9 protein-coding genes and 1 tRNA gene are annotated in these 14,609 nt (G+C 64.9%); 6 read left to right on the top strand and 4 right to left on the bottom strand.

The window, feature by feature from the left end:
* Positions 1–84 precede the first annotated feature (84 nt).
* The 4 genes from AC07M1_RS07550 to AC07M1_RS07535 all read left to right on the top strand — a co-directional run bounded on the left by AC07M1_RS07550 (position 85) and on the right by AC07M1_RS07535 (position 3,018).
* A complete protein-coding gene (locus AC07M1_RS07550; RefSeq protein WP_495161932.1) occupies positions 85–1,548 on the top strand; it encodes a serine hydrolase domain-containing protein in 1,464 nt (487 codons plus the stop codon).
* Positions 1,545–1,886, top strand: coding sequence for a hypothetical protein (locus tag AC07M1_RS07545; protein ID WP_495161931.1), 342 nt, complete (start codon positions 1,545–1,547; stop codon positions 1,884–1,886). The genes AC07M1_RS07550 and AC07M1_RS07545 overlap by 4 nt, the downstream gene beginning before the upstream one ends.
* A gap of 2 nt (positions 1,887–1,888) precedes the next feature.
* Complete coding sequence (locus tag AC07M1_RS07540) at positions 1,889–2,749, top strand: hypothetical protein (RefSeq protein ID WP_495161930.1); 861 nt, start codon at positions 1,889–1,891, stop codon at positions 2,747–2,749.
* 193 nt (positions 2,750–2,942) lie between these two features.
* Positions 2,943–3,018: transfer RNA gene (locus tag AC07M1_RS07535), tRNA-Thr, on the top strand.
* Positions 3,019–3,420: 402 nt separating this feature from the next.
* On the opposite strand, the gene AC07M1_RS07530 is transcribed toward AC07M1_RS07535, so the two are convergent.
* Both AC07M1_RS07530 and AC07M1_RS07525 read right to left on the bottom strand, forming a co-directional pair.
* The gene (locus AC07M1_RS07530; protein ID WP_495161929.1) at positions 3,421–5,787 is read right to left on the bottom strand and encodes a glycoside hydrolase family 95 protein; all 2,367 of its coding nucleotides are present in this window, start codon (positions 5,785–5,787) and stop codon (positions 3,421–3,423) included.
* Positions 5,787–7,187, bottom strand: coding sequence for a hypothetical protein (locus AC07M1_RS07525; RefSeq protein WP_495161928.1), 1,401 nt, complete (start codon positions 7,185–7,187; stop codon positions 5,787–5,789). Before AC07M1_RS07525 ends, AC07M1_RS07530 begins: the two co-directional genes overlap by 1 nt.
* A 119-nt stretch (positions 7,188–7,306) precedes the next feature.
* Here AC07M1_RS07525 and AC07M1_RS07520 point away from each other — a divergent pair, with 119 nt between their 5' ends.
* Positions 7,307–8,572, top strand: a complete 1,266-nt coding sequence (locus AC07M1_RS07520) for an alpha/beta hydrolase family protein (protein ID WP_495161927.1) — start codon at positions 7,307–7,309, stop codon at positions 8,570–8,572.
* Here the strand turns inward: AC07M1_RS07520 and AC07M1_RS07515 are convergent.
* Positions 8,569–9,981, bottom strand: coding sequence for an alpha-L-fucosidase (locus AC07M1_RS07515; RefSeq protein ID WP_495161926.1), 1,413 nt, complete (start codon positions 9,979–9,981; stop codon positions 8,569–8,571). The two genes, AC07M1_RS07520 and AC07M1_RS07515, sit on opposite strands and share 4 nt — an antisense overlap.
* A 79-nt stretch (positions 9,982–10,060) precedes the next feature.
* Positions 10,061–12,949 (bottom strand): TonB-dependent receptor, encoded by a 2,889-nt coding sequence (locus tag AC07M1_RS07510; RefSeq protein WP_495161925.1) that lies wholly within the window; start codon positions 12,947–12,949, stop codon positions 10,061–10,063.
* Between the two features lie 189 nt (positions 12,950–13,138).
* Here AC07M1_RS07510 and AC07M1_RS07505 point away from each other — a divergent pair, with 189 nt between their 5' ends.
* Positions 13,139–14,461, top strand: coding sequence for a glycoside hydrolase family 28 protein (locus tag AC07M1_RS07505; protein ID WP_495161924.1), 1,323 nt, complete (start codon positions 13,139–13,141; stop codon positions 14,459–14,461).
* The last annotated feature ends 148 nt before the right edge of the window (positions 14,462–14,609 follow it).

Below are 14,609 nucleotides of genomic sequence, written 5' to 3'. Positions count from 1 at the left end.
TCAGGGTCCTACACAAGGCCGGGGTGCAAAGGGAAGGCGCTGCCGGCCCTTCCAATGTTGGAGTTCATCTGCTCTCATCGACGGATGACCGGATCCAGCCTCCCCGCCGCCCGCCCTCGCTTCAGCCTACACGGGATCGGGCGCATATCGCGCGCGTTAGGCCGTGACCTTTGGGACCTTCCGGTATCAAGGTACCTGCTAGCCGCACTTGCACTGACCGCCCCCGCCGCCGCCCAGCAGGCGCCACGCGAACTCACCCCGCATCAGCGCGCCATCGCGGCGGGCTACAAGGCCCTGACACTGTGCGAAGGCCAGTTCGGAGGCGGTCGCACGCCCGAGCAGATCGCGGAAATCGAGCTCAAGGGTATCTATCCCGACTATCAGGCGCTGGTGGCGGAACTCCCGGCGACCAGCGACCGGCTGGACCGCAGCGTCAGCGTGCCCTTTGCGCCGGACATGCCGCCACGGATCGCCTATCATATGCCGCGCTTCGGCTGCTCGCTCGCGCCGATCGGCGGCAAGCGCGGAGCGCCCCCGGCGCTCCACCCCAATCCGTCGATGCCCATCCCCGCCGATCCGCGCCCCTGGCCGATGGGCGATAGCGGGATCGCGCCCAAGCCCTCGCAGGCTCTCAGCGCCGCCGTCGCCACCGCCTTCGACCCAGCGACATCGAAAGGCCGTACCACCGGCGTCCTGATCCTGCGCGACGGCAAGGTGATCGTTGAGCGCTATGCCGATGGCTTCGGCCCACTGGTGCCCAATCGCACCTGGTCGGTCGCCAAGAGCATCGCCGGCACGCTGACCGGGATCGCGGTGGCCGACGGCAAGATCGATCCCACCAAGCCCGCACCAATCCCCGAATGGCGCGGACCTGGTGATCCGCGCGCCGCGATCACGCTCGACCAACTGCTGCGCATGACGTCGGGCCTGGGCAGCGACACCGCGGGCAACCGCACCGACGCCATCTATTTCGGCGGGACGTCCGTTACCGAACAGTCCGTGGCCTGGCCGCTGGTCGCGCCGCCCGGAAGCATTTTCCGCTATGCCAATAACGATACGCTGCTCGCGGTCCGCGCGCTGCGGGCGGCATTGGGCAATGACGACGCCTATCGGGACCTGCCATACGCCAGCCTCTTCCGTCCACTCGGCATGATGCACACCACCACGGGCATCGACTGGCAAGGCAATTTCGTCCTGTCCTCGCAGGTCTGGTCCACCGCGCGCGACTTCGCCCGGCTCGGCGAGTTCTGGCGCAACGATGGCGTCTGGCAGGGCAAGCGCATCCTGCCTGAAGGCTGGATGAAATACATGACCACCCCCAGCGGCCCGCAGCCCGCCATGGGTCCCGGCTATGGCGCTACGCTCTGGCTCTATGGCGCCAAACAAGGGCTGCCCGGCGGCACCTATGCCGCACATGGCAATCGCGGCCAGTTCATCTTCGTCATCCCCTCCGCCCGTCTCGTCGTCGTCCGTCGCGGCGAGGATCCGACCGGCGAGACCTTCGACGCGCGCAGCTTCGTCGCGGAGGTGCTGAAGGCAATGCAATGAAGGACTGGGACGAAGCCTGCGCCTATGCCCTCTCGCTCCCCGATGTCGAGATGGCGTCGTGGTGGGGAACCCCCTGCCCCAAGATCAACGGCAAGGGCTTCATGTCGCCGGGCCGGGAGTCCGGCAGCTTCGCGCTCAGCGTCACCCACCCCGAGAAGGAAATCCTCTTCGAAACCGATCCGGAAACCTTCTGGCAGACCGATCACTATCGCAACTACCCGATGTTGCTCGTCCGTTATGACGAACAAGCGCGCGAGCGGATCGAACTCTACATTCAGCGTGCGTGGTGGGATCGCGCCAAGCCCGCCCAGCGCAAGGCGTTTGGCGACCGGCCCTGACGATGGACGGTATGCAGTTCACCCGCTTCGCCGCGATCGATTGGTCCGGCGCCAAGGGCCGCAGCCATCCCGGCATCGCGCTTGCGATATGCGAAGCCGGCAACGCAGCGCCTTCGCTCGTTCACCCGCCCGGGCGATACTGGTCGCGTGAAGCCATCCGCGACTGGATCCTTGCTCGTGCCGCGGAGCCGCTGCTGATCGGCTTCGACATGAGCTTCTGCGCCCCGATCCTCGACCGCGGCGCCTATCTCCCCGGAGAAAGCACCGCCACCGACGCCCGTGCCTTCTGGAGCTGGGTCGATGCGCAAAGCGATGACGAGGATCTTGGCGCGGCATCGTTCATCCAAGCCCGGCGCGGCCGTCACTTCTACCTTGGCGCCGCCGACGGCACGAAGGCGGATTTCATCCATTTCCGCCGCTGCGAACAGCATTTCAACGCCGCCGGCGGCGGCAAGGTGACGACGGTCTATGACGCCATCGGCGCGGCACAGGTCGCCAAGGCGAGCTTCGCCGGGATGCGCCTGCTCCACGCGCTCGATGGACGTGTGACGATCTGGCCATTCGACCCCTTGCCCAAATCCGGGGCCGCGGTGGTCGAAATCTACACCGCGATCGCCGCCCGCGCGGCGGGCTTGCCCAAGGGCCGTTCCAAACTGCGGGATGCCACGTCGCTCGACCAAGCCCTCGCCGTCCTTGGCTCACATCGCCATAGCCGGCTACCCCGCTATGACGATCATTCGACCGACGCGATCCTCACCGCCGCGTGGCTCCGTGCCAGCGCCAATCGCGCCGATCTGTGGCATCCACCCGCACTCACCCCCGATATTGCCGGAACCGAGGGATGGACGTTCGGGATCGCATGATGGCGCCGCTCGCCATCCCAGAATCGGCCTTGACCAAGCCCATGGTTCGGATCAAGAGGCCTCGCCCGCGTCATTTCACGGCGCAGGCCACGGATGGGTTTCGCTGGTGAAACGGCGGTATCGTGGAAGCGGATCGAAGGGGATATGCCCCTTTTATTGATTGCCCTTCGGCGCAATCATATGACGATCGAGTGCCGGCTTAGCTCAGCTGGTAGAGCACCTGATTTGTAATCAGGGGGCCACGGGTTCGACTCCTGTAGCCGGCACCATCGTCAACGCCTCGCATTGGCAAGTTGCGTTGCGGCGGATGAGGCATGAGATGAAGCAGTTAATGCTGCCGTCGCGCGACGAGCGCTTCGCCGATCCACGAATTTTGGGGGCATTCGTGGTTGTTGGCGGTTAGCCGCCAGATCGGTCATCCAGGTTTCCAACCTCAGCTCACGACGCCATTTTGGATGTTCAGCGCATCGGATCGAGCACTTCAAGGATTGTGCCCACTGCCGCCAACAGCAATGCGGGCGCATGACCGCCAGCCCCTCGACTAGATGCTGCCAGCGAAGAGCCCATAGAATCATGGACCGCTCGATCCGCCAATGGGGTTTGGAATGAACGGAAGTCGCTTGAGCGATTCTCCCTATGACGGCGATCCGCTGGGGTCGCCATAGGGCGCGCTATCTGGCCAGACGGATCGTGTGCAATCCGCCGGGATAGGGTGTGAGCCTGAGGCGCTCACCTTTGCGCAGCGCAAGTTCGACGATGGCGTCACCGCTTCGCACACGCGCAGGGCCGCCACTGTCCGCAGTCAGGACCGCTTCCACAAGGCGGCCACCCGCCCAGCGCAGGTCGATACCGATATTTCCCCGCGCACGCAGGCCTGAAACATGCCCGCTCGGCCATCTGCGCGGCAGCGCCGGCAGAAGATGTATGGTTCCCGAATGGCTCTGCATCAGCATCTGACCGATACCGGCCGCACCGCCCAGATTGCCGTCGATCTGAAACGGCGGGTGCGCGTCGAACATGTTGGGATAGGTGCGGCTGGGCTGCAGCAGCATCTGCAACACCTTGTACGCGCGTTCGCGCTGCTCGAGCCGTGCCCACAGGTTGATCCTCCAGCCGATGCCCCATCCCGTCGCATCGTCGCCCCGGACCTCCAGTGTCCGGCGCGCCGCCGCGGCAAGCTCCGGCGTTCGCTGCAACGTGATCTGCTCGCCGGGGTACAGCGCATAGAGATGGCTGACATGGCGATGATTGATCTCGGGCGCGTCCATGTCCCAGTCGTCGAACCACTCCTGCAGCTGGCCGGCCTTGCCGATCCGGTCGGGCGGGATCTTCGCCAGCTTCGCGGCGATCTCGCCTCGCAGCACCACGTCGGTGTCCAGCAGTTCGGACGCCGCGATGGTTCGCGCGAACAGGTCCCGCAGCAGCTGGCTGTCCATCGCCGGTCCAGCGCAGATCGACACCCCGGGCCGATGCGAGTTCTCCGGCGAGTTGGAGGGGTTCATCACCAGCTCCCCGGTGCGCGGATGCGGCACCAGCGCGTCGAGATAGAAACGGCACGACGACGCCATCAACGGATAGAGTTCGGCCAGGAAGGCGCGGTCACGGCTATAGTCCCAATGGTCCCACAGCGTGTTGAGCAGCCAGGCGCCGCCCATCGGCCACATGCCGTAGAGCGCCGAGGAATTGACCGTCGCCTGCCGCCAAAGGTCGGTGTTGTGATAGGCGACCCATCCGCGTGCGCCCCAATCGTTGCGGGCGGTGCGCTGGCCGGTGATCGCCAGATCCCTGGTCATCCGCAACAGCGGTTCGACCAGTTCCCCCAGATTGGCGGCATCGGCCAGCCAGTAGTTCATCTCCGCATTGATGTTCAGCGTCCACTTGGATTCCCATGGCGGTGCGGTCCGCTCGTTCCAGATGCCCTGAAGATTGGCGGGTTGCGTGCCCGGCCGCGACGAAGCGATCAGCAAATAGCGCCCAAACTGGTAGTAGAGCGCGGCCAGCGCCGGATCGTCGAGTTCGGCCGAGCGCGCAATCCGCTGATCGGTGGCCAGATCGGCGGCCGGGCTTCGTCCCAGATCGATGGCGACCCGGCGGAACAGCCTGCGATGATCCGCCTGATGCGCGGCGAGCAGCGCATCCCAGCTCTTCGCGCTCGCCGCTTCGATATCGGCGCGCACGATCGCTGACGGATCGCCGCTGATGTCGTCGAAGCGGCGATAGCTGGTTGCGGTCGCCACCAGCAGCACGACCTCCTGCGCATCTTCGATGCGGATACCGTCGCGCCCGGTGGTCTGCCGCCCGCCCGTACGGCGCACCTTCACGCGCGTTTCGAACCGGATCCCGCCTGGAACGCCATGCTGCGCGGGGCCGATGCCGCGCATGACCAACGTGTCGTCGCCCTCCACGGCGATCTCTGCGTCCTGCGGCGTCGACATCCCGATATTGACGCTCACCGATCCCGTGGGGGCGTCGGTCGACAGACGGATCGCGATGACGCGGTCGGGCGCGGAGGCGATCACCTCGCGCAGATGGGTGACGGTGCGGACCTTGAACCGCGTCGCAGCGATCGCGCCGTCAAGGTCAAGGCTGCGCCGGTAGCTCTGGCTGTTCTCGATGCCCTGGAACAGCAGCATCAGATCGCCGATCGGCTGGTACGACATCTGGCGCTGCGGACGCGCGACCAGCACCTCGTCGGCCAGGTCCTGCGCTTCCTTGTACTTGCCCGCCCAGATCAGCTCGCGGACGCGCGGCAGCCCGGCGCTGGCCTTGGGATTGGTGCCGTCATAGGGCGATCCGGCGAAGAACGTGTCTTCGTTGAGCTGGATGCGTTCGTTGGCGATCCCGCCGAACACCATCGCGCCCAACCGGCCATTGCCGAGCGGGAGCGCCTGAACCCATTCGTCCGCGGGGCTGTCGTACCACAGGGTAGTACCGCCCTCTCCGCCCTCACCCGCCTGTACAGGCAGCGCCGTCGCAAGCGCGAGACCCGCGCTCCCCTTCATCACGCCACGGCGCGAAACCCGCGTTGGATCACCCATCAGCGCCGTGCCGATCGAGCGAGCGTGAACAGCATCGCGGTCACCGGCGGCACGGTAACCGTCCGGCTCGGGCGGCGGGAAACCGTCGTCAGGGTCGTCGCGTCCTTCGCCGCCGCCGACGGCCCGGTCAGCATCACCACGCGCGCTTCCTGCAGGCCAGGCAGTTCGACCGTCACCGGCGCGTCCCCCTGATTGACCAGCGTGATCCGGTCGCGCCCGTTCTGGCGCAGCGCGTAATAGCCGAGATAGGGATCGGGCACCGCAGTCGTTTCGAGGAAGGTCGCGCCGTCGAGCTGCTGCGCGAACTGCGTTCCGTAATAAAGCGGGCGGCGCGAATAGCCCTTGGACGGCGTGCCGACGATCGGCGAATAGTTTCCGTACCCCCCGCCATGCCAGTTGACGCCGATCCAGCCGCGACGCGCCCAGTCGAGCATCCGGTTCGCACCCCAGACCGATGCCGCGTGCACGTCTGACACGCCGATCTTGCCGCCGTCCCAGCAGCTGTTCCCCTCCGACATGCGATAGGGCAGACCCGACACGCGCCGGGCATCCTCGACCACCGCATAGCCGGTCTGCTTGAACGTCGCCGTCTTCGCCTCGGGCAGCTTGAGCTGGTCGAGCGTCGCTTCGGGTGATCCGGCCGGCCCCATCGCGTAATAATGGCCGGTCAGCATCACGACGTCGGGATAGCGCCGCGCGACACCGGCAAAGGCAGTCAGATACTCTAGCTTGTTCGAGATTCCAGGGCCAGCGAATCGCAGTCCCGGCGCGACAGCGGTTATCGCTGCGTGGAAACGATCCCACTCGGCAACAGAGTCGGCGGCAGTCCAGGTCGCGGGGCGGTAGCGGTTGCGGAACACGTCGGGCTCGTTGCCGATCTGGATCGCCGACAGCCGCGGCCCCAGGATACGGTGGACATCCGCGGCTTCGCGCGCGGCCTGCTCGGGCGTCGCATGCGCCATGTTGAGACCGTAGAGACAGCTCCACCCGGTTGCGTCGAGGAACCCGCGCAGGTTGCGCAACGCGGCGGTGGAGACATTCAGCCCCTCCCGATTGAGCTTGTTATGCTCCGGCCCGTGAATCTCGAATGCCGGTGCGATCACCTTGTCGCCGACATAGGCGGTGTGCTCGCCGGACGATCCGCCCAGCCGAATGCTTCCCGACGGCGACAGGCCACGGATCAGCTTGACGAACGCCTTGTTGTCCGCGGAGAAATAGCCGGGGTTGGACAGCTGCGCGCGCTCGAACGAGAGCCCGACATAGTCGCGCGGGATCGTCGCCCCTGTCCGCGACGGATCATAGCCGAGTTTTACCGCGCGATCGGCCGCCACCGCGATACGGGGAAACGCCGCAACACCGCCCGCAACCGCCAGCATCTCAACGAAATCACGGCGCTTCATGCGGCACTCTCCCTATAGTTCGCCGCGCTTCAGCACGAACATATGATTATCATATGTTTTCAAAACCTGTATGACAACAATGATCGCATTGTAAGCAGCAAGGGTTGGGAAGAGGGGTGATGCGGCAGGCCGGAAGCATGATCCTCGGTTTCGCTACGGTAGCCGCGCTCGTCTGGTCAGCGCCCGCCACCGCGCAACTCGACGGCAATTCGGACGAGGCAAAGATTGCCCCCTACCGGCTCCCCGATCCGCTGGTCGCCGCCAATGGCCGCCGCGTCCAGAACGCACGGGACTGGCGCAAGCGCCGCGCCGAGCTGATCGCGTTGTTCGAGGCGAACATCTATGGCACCGCGCCTCAACCGCGGCAGCAGCGCTACATCATCGACGAACAGGACCCGGCGGCGCTGGGCGGCCTCGCAATACGGCGGCAGGTGACGATCCTGCTCGACGGGCGGCGCGACGGGCCGCAGATGCGCGTTCTGCTCTATCTGCCCGCAACGGCGCGAGGCCCGGTGCCGGTGTTCGTCGGCCCCAATTTCCACGGCAATCAGGCGATCCATTCCGATCCGGCGATCCACATTACCTCAAGCTGGGTCACTCCGGCGCCCGGGATCCGCAAGGGCAGCGCGACGTTTCATTCGCGTGGCATCGATGCATCCGAATGGCCGGTCGAGGCGATCCTGAAGTCAGGCTACGGCGTCGCCACATACTTCACAGGCGATCTCTACCCCGATGGCGATAACAAGGTCGCGGAGAGCATACAGCCTTTCTTCGGAACCAGTCCCTCGGACCCGCGGCATTGGGGTGCGATCGCGACCTGGGCCTGGGGTCTCAGTCGCGTCCGGGACTATCTCGCGACCGACCGCGCCGTCGATGCGGGCAGGGTCATCGCGTTCGGCCACTCCCGATACGGCAAGGCCGCGCTCTGGGCCGGGGCGCGTGACGAACGCTTCGCAATGGTGATCGCGAACAATTCGGGCGAAGGCGGCGCGGCCCTTTATCGCCGCAATTTCGGCGAGACGATCCGGGTGATGAACAACTACTGGTTTGCACCGCGATTCAAGACCTTCGCAGAGCGCGAAAGCGAGCTGCCCGTCGATGCCCATATGCTGATCGCGCTGGTCGCTCCCCGCCCCGTCTATATCGCAAGCGCGACCGAGGATTGGTGGGCCGACCCCAAAGGCGAATTCCTCGCCGCGAAAGGTGCCGACCCCGTCTACCGCCTGCTCAGCCCGGGTGGGTTCGATGCGCAGGCAATGCCGCGGCCCGATCGCTCTATCCAGTCACGGATCGGCTACCACATCCGCACCGGTCCCCATGCCCTTACGTCGAGCGACTGGAACCACTTCATCGCCTTTGCCGATCGCTGGCTCAAACCCCATTAGCTGCTCCGCTTTCCGCCGATGTTCACACCGTATCGCGGCCATTCCGGACGGATCAGGTGGTGGCGGACATAGGGCGTCCCCTCGCAGGTCAGCTCGATCACCGTCGTGGGGTCGTCCGGCGCTTCATCGGGAAGGCCGGTTAGCCTCAGCGCGATATCGTCCTGCGTGAACTGAACCGGCTGTCCGGTCTTGAGCAATCGCGCCGACAACACCTTCGTGCGGACACCGCCGACCGCGACGACCGTCTCCGGGCGCAGCACGTCGAGGGCCTCCGCCGCCGGACTCTTCGACGGCCAGAAATAGACATGGATGTAGAGCTTGTTCCCGGCCTTGGTGAAGTTGGTGTAGTTGCCGAACGCCCCCGCCGCGCGGCCATCGGCATCGTAGATCGCGGCACCGTTGGTGCGTAGCCACGTCCCGACCTGCTCCAGCGTCTCGACCGATGCGCGCGGCACCGATCCGTCGGCTTCCGGCCCGATGTTGAGCAGGTAGTTCCCGCCCTGCTGCACGCACAAGGTCAGGTCGTTGACCAGCCGCCGCGTCGGCTTCCATTCCTCGTCGTTACGCTGGTAGCCCCAGCCATAGTTCATCGTCGCGCAGGATTCCCACGCGCGGTCCGCGGCCGTGATCCGATGCTCGGGCGTCGCGAAATCACCGTCGAGGCCGTTGCGGTTGTTGACGATGATTTCGGGCTGAAGGTCGAACACCATCCGGTTCATCGCGTCCGCGCGCCATTGCTGTGGTGTCAACGGCCAGTCGACATCGTACCAGAGGATGTCGATCTTGCCGTAATGGGTCAGCAATTCTCGGATCTGCGCATGGGTATAGGCGACGAAGCGTTCGCGCGCCGCGGGATCGTCCTTGCATCGCGCGCCGTCGGGATGATGCCAGTCCATCAGCGAGAAATAGAGCCCGACCCCCAGCCCTTCCGCCCGCGCCGCTTCGACAAACTCGCGCACGATATCGCGCTTCACGCCCTGCTTCACCGAATTATAGTCGGTCTGCGCCGTGTCCCACAGGCAGAAGCCTTCGTGATGCTTGGTCGTCATCACCATGTATTTCTGTCCCGCGCGTTTCGCGAGGCGCGCCCATTCGCGCGCGGCAGCGGGTTTGGGCATGAACTTCGCCGCCAGCCGCTCATAGTCGGGGATCGGAATCCCCTCCGATTCCATCACCCACTCCTGATGCCCGATGATGCTGTAGAGGCCGTAGTGGATGAACATCCCGAACTTCGCCTCGTGCCACCAGCGCATGCGGCGCACGCGGCTTTCCTCCTGATAGTCGAGCTTGAGATTGGCGGTGACCGCACTGCTGCCGTCCGCCTCCTGCGCCGCCGCGGCGGTCGCGAGCAGCACGCCGGCACCGCCTGCAGCGCCCAGAAATACGCGCCGGTCGATCGAATGGGTCATCGTCTGTCCCTTGCTTGCGGACACGGAAAAGCCCGGCCTGTCGCCAGACCGGGCTTTCCTGTTCAAATCACATGCCGCGTCAGAACTTGAACGCGACGCCGGCGGAGAATTTCCGGCCCGTGAACGAGGTGTAATAGGGATCCTGGCGGACCGAGTCGTAGTAGAATTCGAGCGCCTCGTTGGTCAGGTTCTGCGCCTCGAGACGCAGCTGGATCTGCGGCGTGATCTGATAGGAAGCGGCCATGTCGACGAAGAGCGTCGAGCGCGCACCCTGTACGTCGCTGGGCAGACGCGAGGTCGGCACGGTCAGCAGATATTTGTCGCGCCAGGTCGCGGTGCCGCGGATGCTGAACTTGTCGTCCTCATAGTAGAGCGTGCCGCTCACCGTATGCTTCGACAGGTTCACCAGATCGCGAACGATGGTGTTGGTGCCCGTGCAAGGTGAACTCGAGGTCAGGCAATAGGTGATCTGCGAGTCGACGAACGTGTAGTTCGCCAGCATGCCGAAGTTGCGGAACGTGTCGCCCAGGAAATCGAAGCCGCTCTGGATATTGACCTCGACGCCCTTGAGCGGGCCGCCCGGGGTGTTTTGCCGGCCGCTGACAGTGAACTCGGTGCTCGCGTCCCAGGGTGAGCCCTGGATCAGTGAGAGCGGCAGCCCGGTCTGGCCGAACGTCATCGTCTCCGACAGCGACTGGATATAGCTGTCGATGTCCTTGTAGAAACCGCCCACCGCGATCAGCCCGCGTCGCCCGAAATAATATTCGAGGCTGGCATCCACCGTCTTGGCGCGGATGGGGTCGAGGTAAAAGTTCGGCCCCGAGATGGTGCGCGTGTTGAGCGCGATGTTCACGCCGGCCGGCAGGATGTGGTTGAGCTCAGGCCGTGCCATCACCTTCGCCGCGGCGAAGCGCAGGATCAGCTTGTCGGTGAGATCCATGGTGAGCGTCGCCGAGGGCAGCCAGTCATCATAGGAACGCGACAGCACGCGCGACACACCCGCCACCGTGCCCTGACCGCTCTGGTTGGTATGGACATAGCGCACGCCGATATTGCCGCGCAGGCCTATGCCGAGCGCATCGGTGTTGAAGTCGATCATGCCATAGGCGCCGGTGACCGCTTCGTTGAGACGGTCGCGCACCGGGATCGCCGCGAGCGCATAATCTCCACTGTCGTCGTTGGTGAAGTTGATCAGCTTGTCGATCGCGTCATAGTCCGGCGCCAGCCAGGATCCGCCAACGTCGCCCGGCATAGACTTTCCGAAGCCGTCGATCAGCGTCATGACCGAGCTCATCGCAGTGCCGGCAGGAAGCGCACCCGTGGTCAAATTGCCCGCGCGGCTGCGCGTGTAGCGCTTGTAGTTGCCCTCGCGATACTGGATGCCCGCGCGGACCTTGAAGCCGTCGAACAACGCGTAGGTGGCGTTGAACTCGGTGGTCAGGTTTTCCGTGTCTTCCTTGTTGTCGCCCTTGTTGAGCAGGTTGCGGAAGATGGTCACGCCGCCCGCCGTCACGTTGGGCGCGAACAGGTAATTGGCCGCGTTGGTGGTGTCGAAACCCCAGTCGACCTTCGGAACGCTGCCGCCGTCGCGGAAGTCATAGGAGAAGTTGTTGACGTCGTTGGCGAAGAAGCTGATCTGCGTCGAGACGGGATTGTGCATGGTCGAAAGCGACAGGCCGACAAAGCCGTCGATCGTCAGCTTGCCCAGCTCCTGCGAGAAGGTCGCGTTGATCTGACGGAATGTGGTCGTGTATTTCCGCAGCGCGATATCGTTGGAAATATCGATCCCGTTGAACTTGCCATACTGGATGCTGCCCAGCGAATCGACGGCGATATCGGTGACCGAGGTCATCGGCTGGCCATGGTTGCCGGTGCCGCGCGCAAACGAGTTGGCGGCGAAGCTGTAGTCGCGCCGGGTCACATCGTACCACGAGTACAAGCCGTCGATCGCGAACTTGGTGCCGTCGGCCGGCTCAGCCTCGAGCGTGACCGTCGCACCAAGCCGCGAGTAATCCTGGTCGGACCGGAGCCAGCGCGGGCTGCGATAGATGAACGCGTTGCGTGCGGTTTCGTAGTTGGTGACGTTCTGTGCGGTACCCGGCAGACGCGGCATGCCCGTCGCGCAGTTCAGTGCATCGGTGCCGATCGCGGCATTGTTGCCCGGGTTCTGCGTGGCGTAGCCGACCGGCGAGCAGAAGCCGCCCTGCTGGGTGCCGCGATACACCTCGACCGCGGACCACGCCTCCTCGCGCGTGTAGCGTTTCGTGTACGCGATCGACGCGGCGACGCCGAAGGTGCCGTCGAGGAACTTCTTGGAAACGAGACCCGTGACGCGTGGGCTGAACTTGCCGCGCAGGTCGTCATAGGTGCCCTGCGCGCTCGCCGCGAAGGTGAAGTCGTCGGCATAGGACAACGGCCGCGGGGTCTTGAGGTCGACCGTTGCGCCGAGCGAGCCTTCCTCGACATCCGCCGAATAGGTCTTGCGTACGGTCAGCTCGCTGAACAGCTCCGACGCGAATACGCTGAAGTCGAACGAGCGCGAGGAGTTGAAACCGGCACGGATGTCCGACGAGTTGGTCGAGCTCGAACCCTGCATGCCGTTGAGGCGCACGCGGGTGAACTGCGCACCGAGACCTCGGACCGAGATGGTCTTGCCCTCGCCGCCATCGCCGCGCGCAAGCGCGACGCCGGGAAGACGCTGCATCGACTCCGCCAGGTTCGAGTCGGGGAACTTGCCGACATCCTCGGCCGAAATCGAATCGACCACGCCTGTCTCGTTACGCTTGGTGGCGAGCGACTTCTCCAGCGATCCGCGAAACCCCGTGACCGTGATGTCGGTCACGTCGTCATTCGTTTCCGGAGTGGGTGCAGGTGTATTCTGCGCGGCGGCCGGATTCACCCAGGAAAGGCCGACCGCCAACGCGACGACCGACAGATTCAATCCGAGACTCCGAGCGCCTTTTGCCATTTCATCCTCCCCGTAACGCAGCCTTTGGCTTGCTTGACGCCAAACCTGTAAGACAGATATACCTGTATGACAAGTGATGAATCACACACTGCCTCCGACGGGTACGCCGAGCGGGGAATCGGCCGGGAGAGAGGAATGCCAAAGATAGGAACACGTCGGGACTTTCTGACACACGGGGCGACGGTTGGATTGCTGACGCTGCCTGCAGTTCCGGCCTTTGCCCGCACGCGCGTCGTCGATATTCGCAGCCATGGCGCGGTCGGCGACGGGCGGACCATGAACACGCGCGCGATCCAGAACGCGATCGACGCCTGCGCAAAGGCGGGCGGCGGGATGATCGCGGTTCCCGCCGGCGTGTTCGTCAGCGGATCGATCTGGCTCAAGCCCGGCGTCGGTCTCGAGCTGCGCAAGGGCGCGGTGCTGCGTGGCTCGCCCAACCTCTCGGACTATCCGCTGGTGCTGCGCCGCTTCGTCGAGGCGTTTCCGGAGGCACTTCGCCTCGGTCTGGTCAACGCCCAGCACAATCACGGTCTGCGCATCGTCGGCCCCGGGACGATCGATGGCGGCGGCGACCCGTTCTGGCGGATGTTCTTCAGCGCGCCCGACGAAAGCGTGCAGGGCGTCACGGTCCACTACCACTTCCCGCAGCTCTGCTCGATCGAGGATTGCGACGATGTGCTCGTCAGCGGCGTGACGTTCAAGGACGCCGCCTTCTGGAACCTGCATATGTATCGCTGCCGCCGCTCGGTAATCGAGGATTGCAGCTTCGAGGTGCCGCACGAGATCCGCGCGCCGAGCTCGGACGCGATCGACCTCGACAGCTGCCAGGACATCGTCGTCCGCCGCTGCCGCTTCTCGGTCGATGACGACTGCATCGCGCTCAAGGGCACGCAGGGGCCGGGCGCGGCCGCTTACAAGGAAGCCCCACCGGTCGAGCGCATCCACATCCATGATTGCGTGTTCGAACATGGCCTGGGCTGCGTCACCTATGGCAGCAACGCGACGATCGTGCGCGATGTGCGCGTGGAGCGGATCACCAATGTCGGCGACATTCCCACGATCCGCTTCAAGGTGCGCCCCGACACGCCGGGTCAGGTCTATGAAAAGCTGCGGGTCAAGGGCGTCCGGCTGGCAGAGGCGCCCACCCCCTACGGCACCGATTGGCACAATCGTGAGGTCTTCCACGGCTACGGCAAACCCAATTTCGGCGCCGACGATCCCGCTGTCGGGCTGATCGTCAACGCCCGGCTGGTGCACGGCACCAAGGTCGAGCCGCGAATGCCCGGCGCGATCATCCGCGATGTGGTGATCGAGGATGTGACCGGCACAACGCGCCGCTTCGGCAACATCTCCGGCAATCCGACGACGGCGATCTCCGACTTCCTGCTCAAGGATATCGATGTGCGGCTGACCGATCAGGGCGAGCGCACCAAGCTGATCGCGCGCGATACCCGCAACATCCGGATGGAGAATGTCCGCGTGAACGGCGCGCCGGGCGAGATCGTCACCTGACCCTCTCCGCCGAAACCGACCACCACCCCGGTCCGGGGTGGCGGCAGCTTGCAATGTTGGAATTCAGTTGCGAGCCTTCACCGGCTCTTTCTCATCGTCAGTCGGCAACGGTCCCATGCCTCGCGCACGCGTAGGAGTGGGACCTTTG

The sequence above is a fragment of the Sphingomonas sp. GW821-FHT10C01 genome (genome assembly GCF_059415525.1).
The sequence above is the reverse complement of the archived record's forward strand: the minus strand, read 5'-3'. Positions and strand labels throughout refer to the sequence as shown.

What these genes read in the sequence shown, in the direction of transcription:
- AC07M1_RS07550 (WP_495161932.1), top strand. Translation starts at nt 85, where the DNA reads ATGACCGGATCCAGCCTCCCCGCCGCCCGCCCTCGCTTCAGCCTACAC.
- AC07M1_RS07545 (WP_495161931.1), top strand. Translation starts at nt 1,545, where the DNA reads ATGAAGGACTGGGACGAAGCCTGCGCCTATGCCCTCTCGCTCCCCGAT.
- AC07M1_RS07540 (WP_495161930.1), top strand. Translation starts at nt 1,889, where the DNA reads ATGGACGGTATGCAGTTCACCCGCTTCGCCGCGATCGATTGGTCCGGC.
- AC07M1_RS07530 (WP_495161929.1), bottom strand. Translation starts at nt 5,787, where the DNA reads ATGGGTGATCCAACGCGGGTTTCGCGCCGTGGCGTGATGAAGGGGAGC.
- AC07M1_RS07525 (WP_495161928.1), bottom strand. Translation starts at nt 7,187, where the DNA reads ATGAAGCGCCGTGATTTCGTTGAGATGCTGGCGGTTGCGGGCGGTGTT.
- AC07M1_RS07520 (WP_495161927.1), top strand. Translation starts at nt 7,307, where the DNA reads ATGCGGCAGGCCGGAAGCATGATCCTCGGTTTCGCTACGGTAGCCGCG.
- AC07M1_RS07515 (WP_495161926.1), bottom strand. Translation starts at nt 9,981, where the DNA reads ATGACCCATTCGATCGACCGGCGCGTATTTCTGGGCGCTGCAGGCGGT.
- AC07M1_RS07510 (WP_495161925.1), bottom strand. Translation starts at nt 12,949, where the DNA reads ATGGCAAAAGGCGCTCGGAGTCTCGGATTGAATCTGTCGGTCGTCGCG.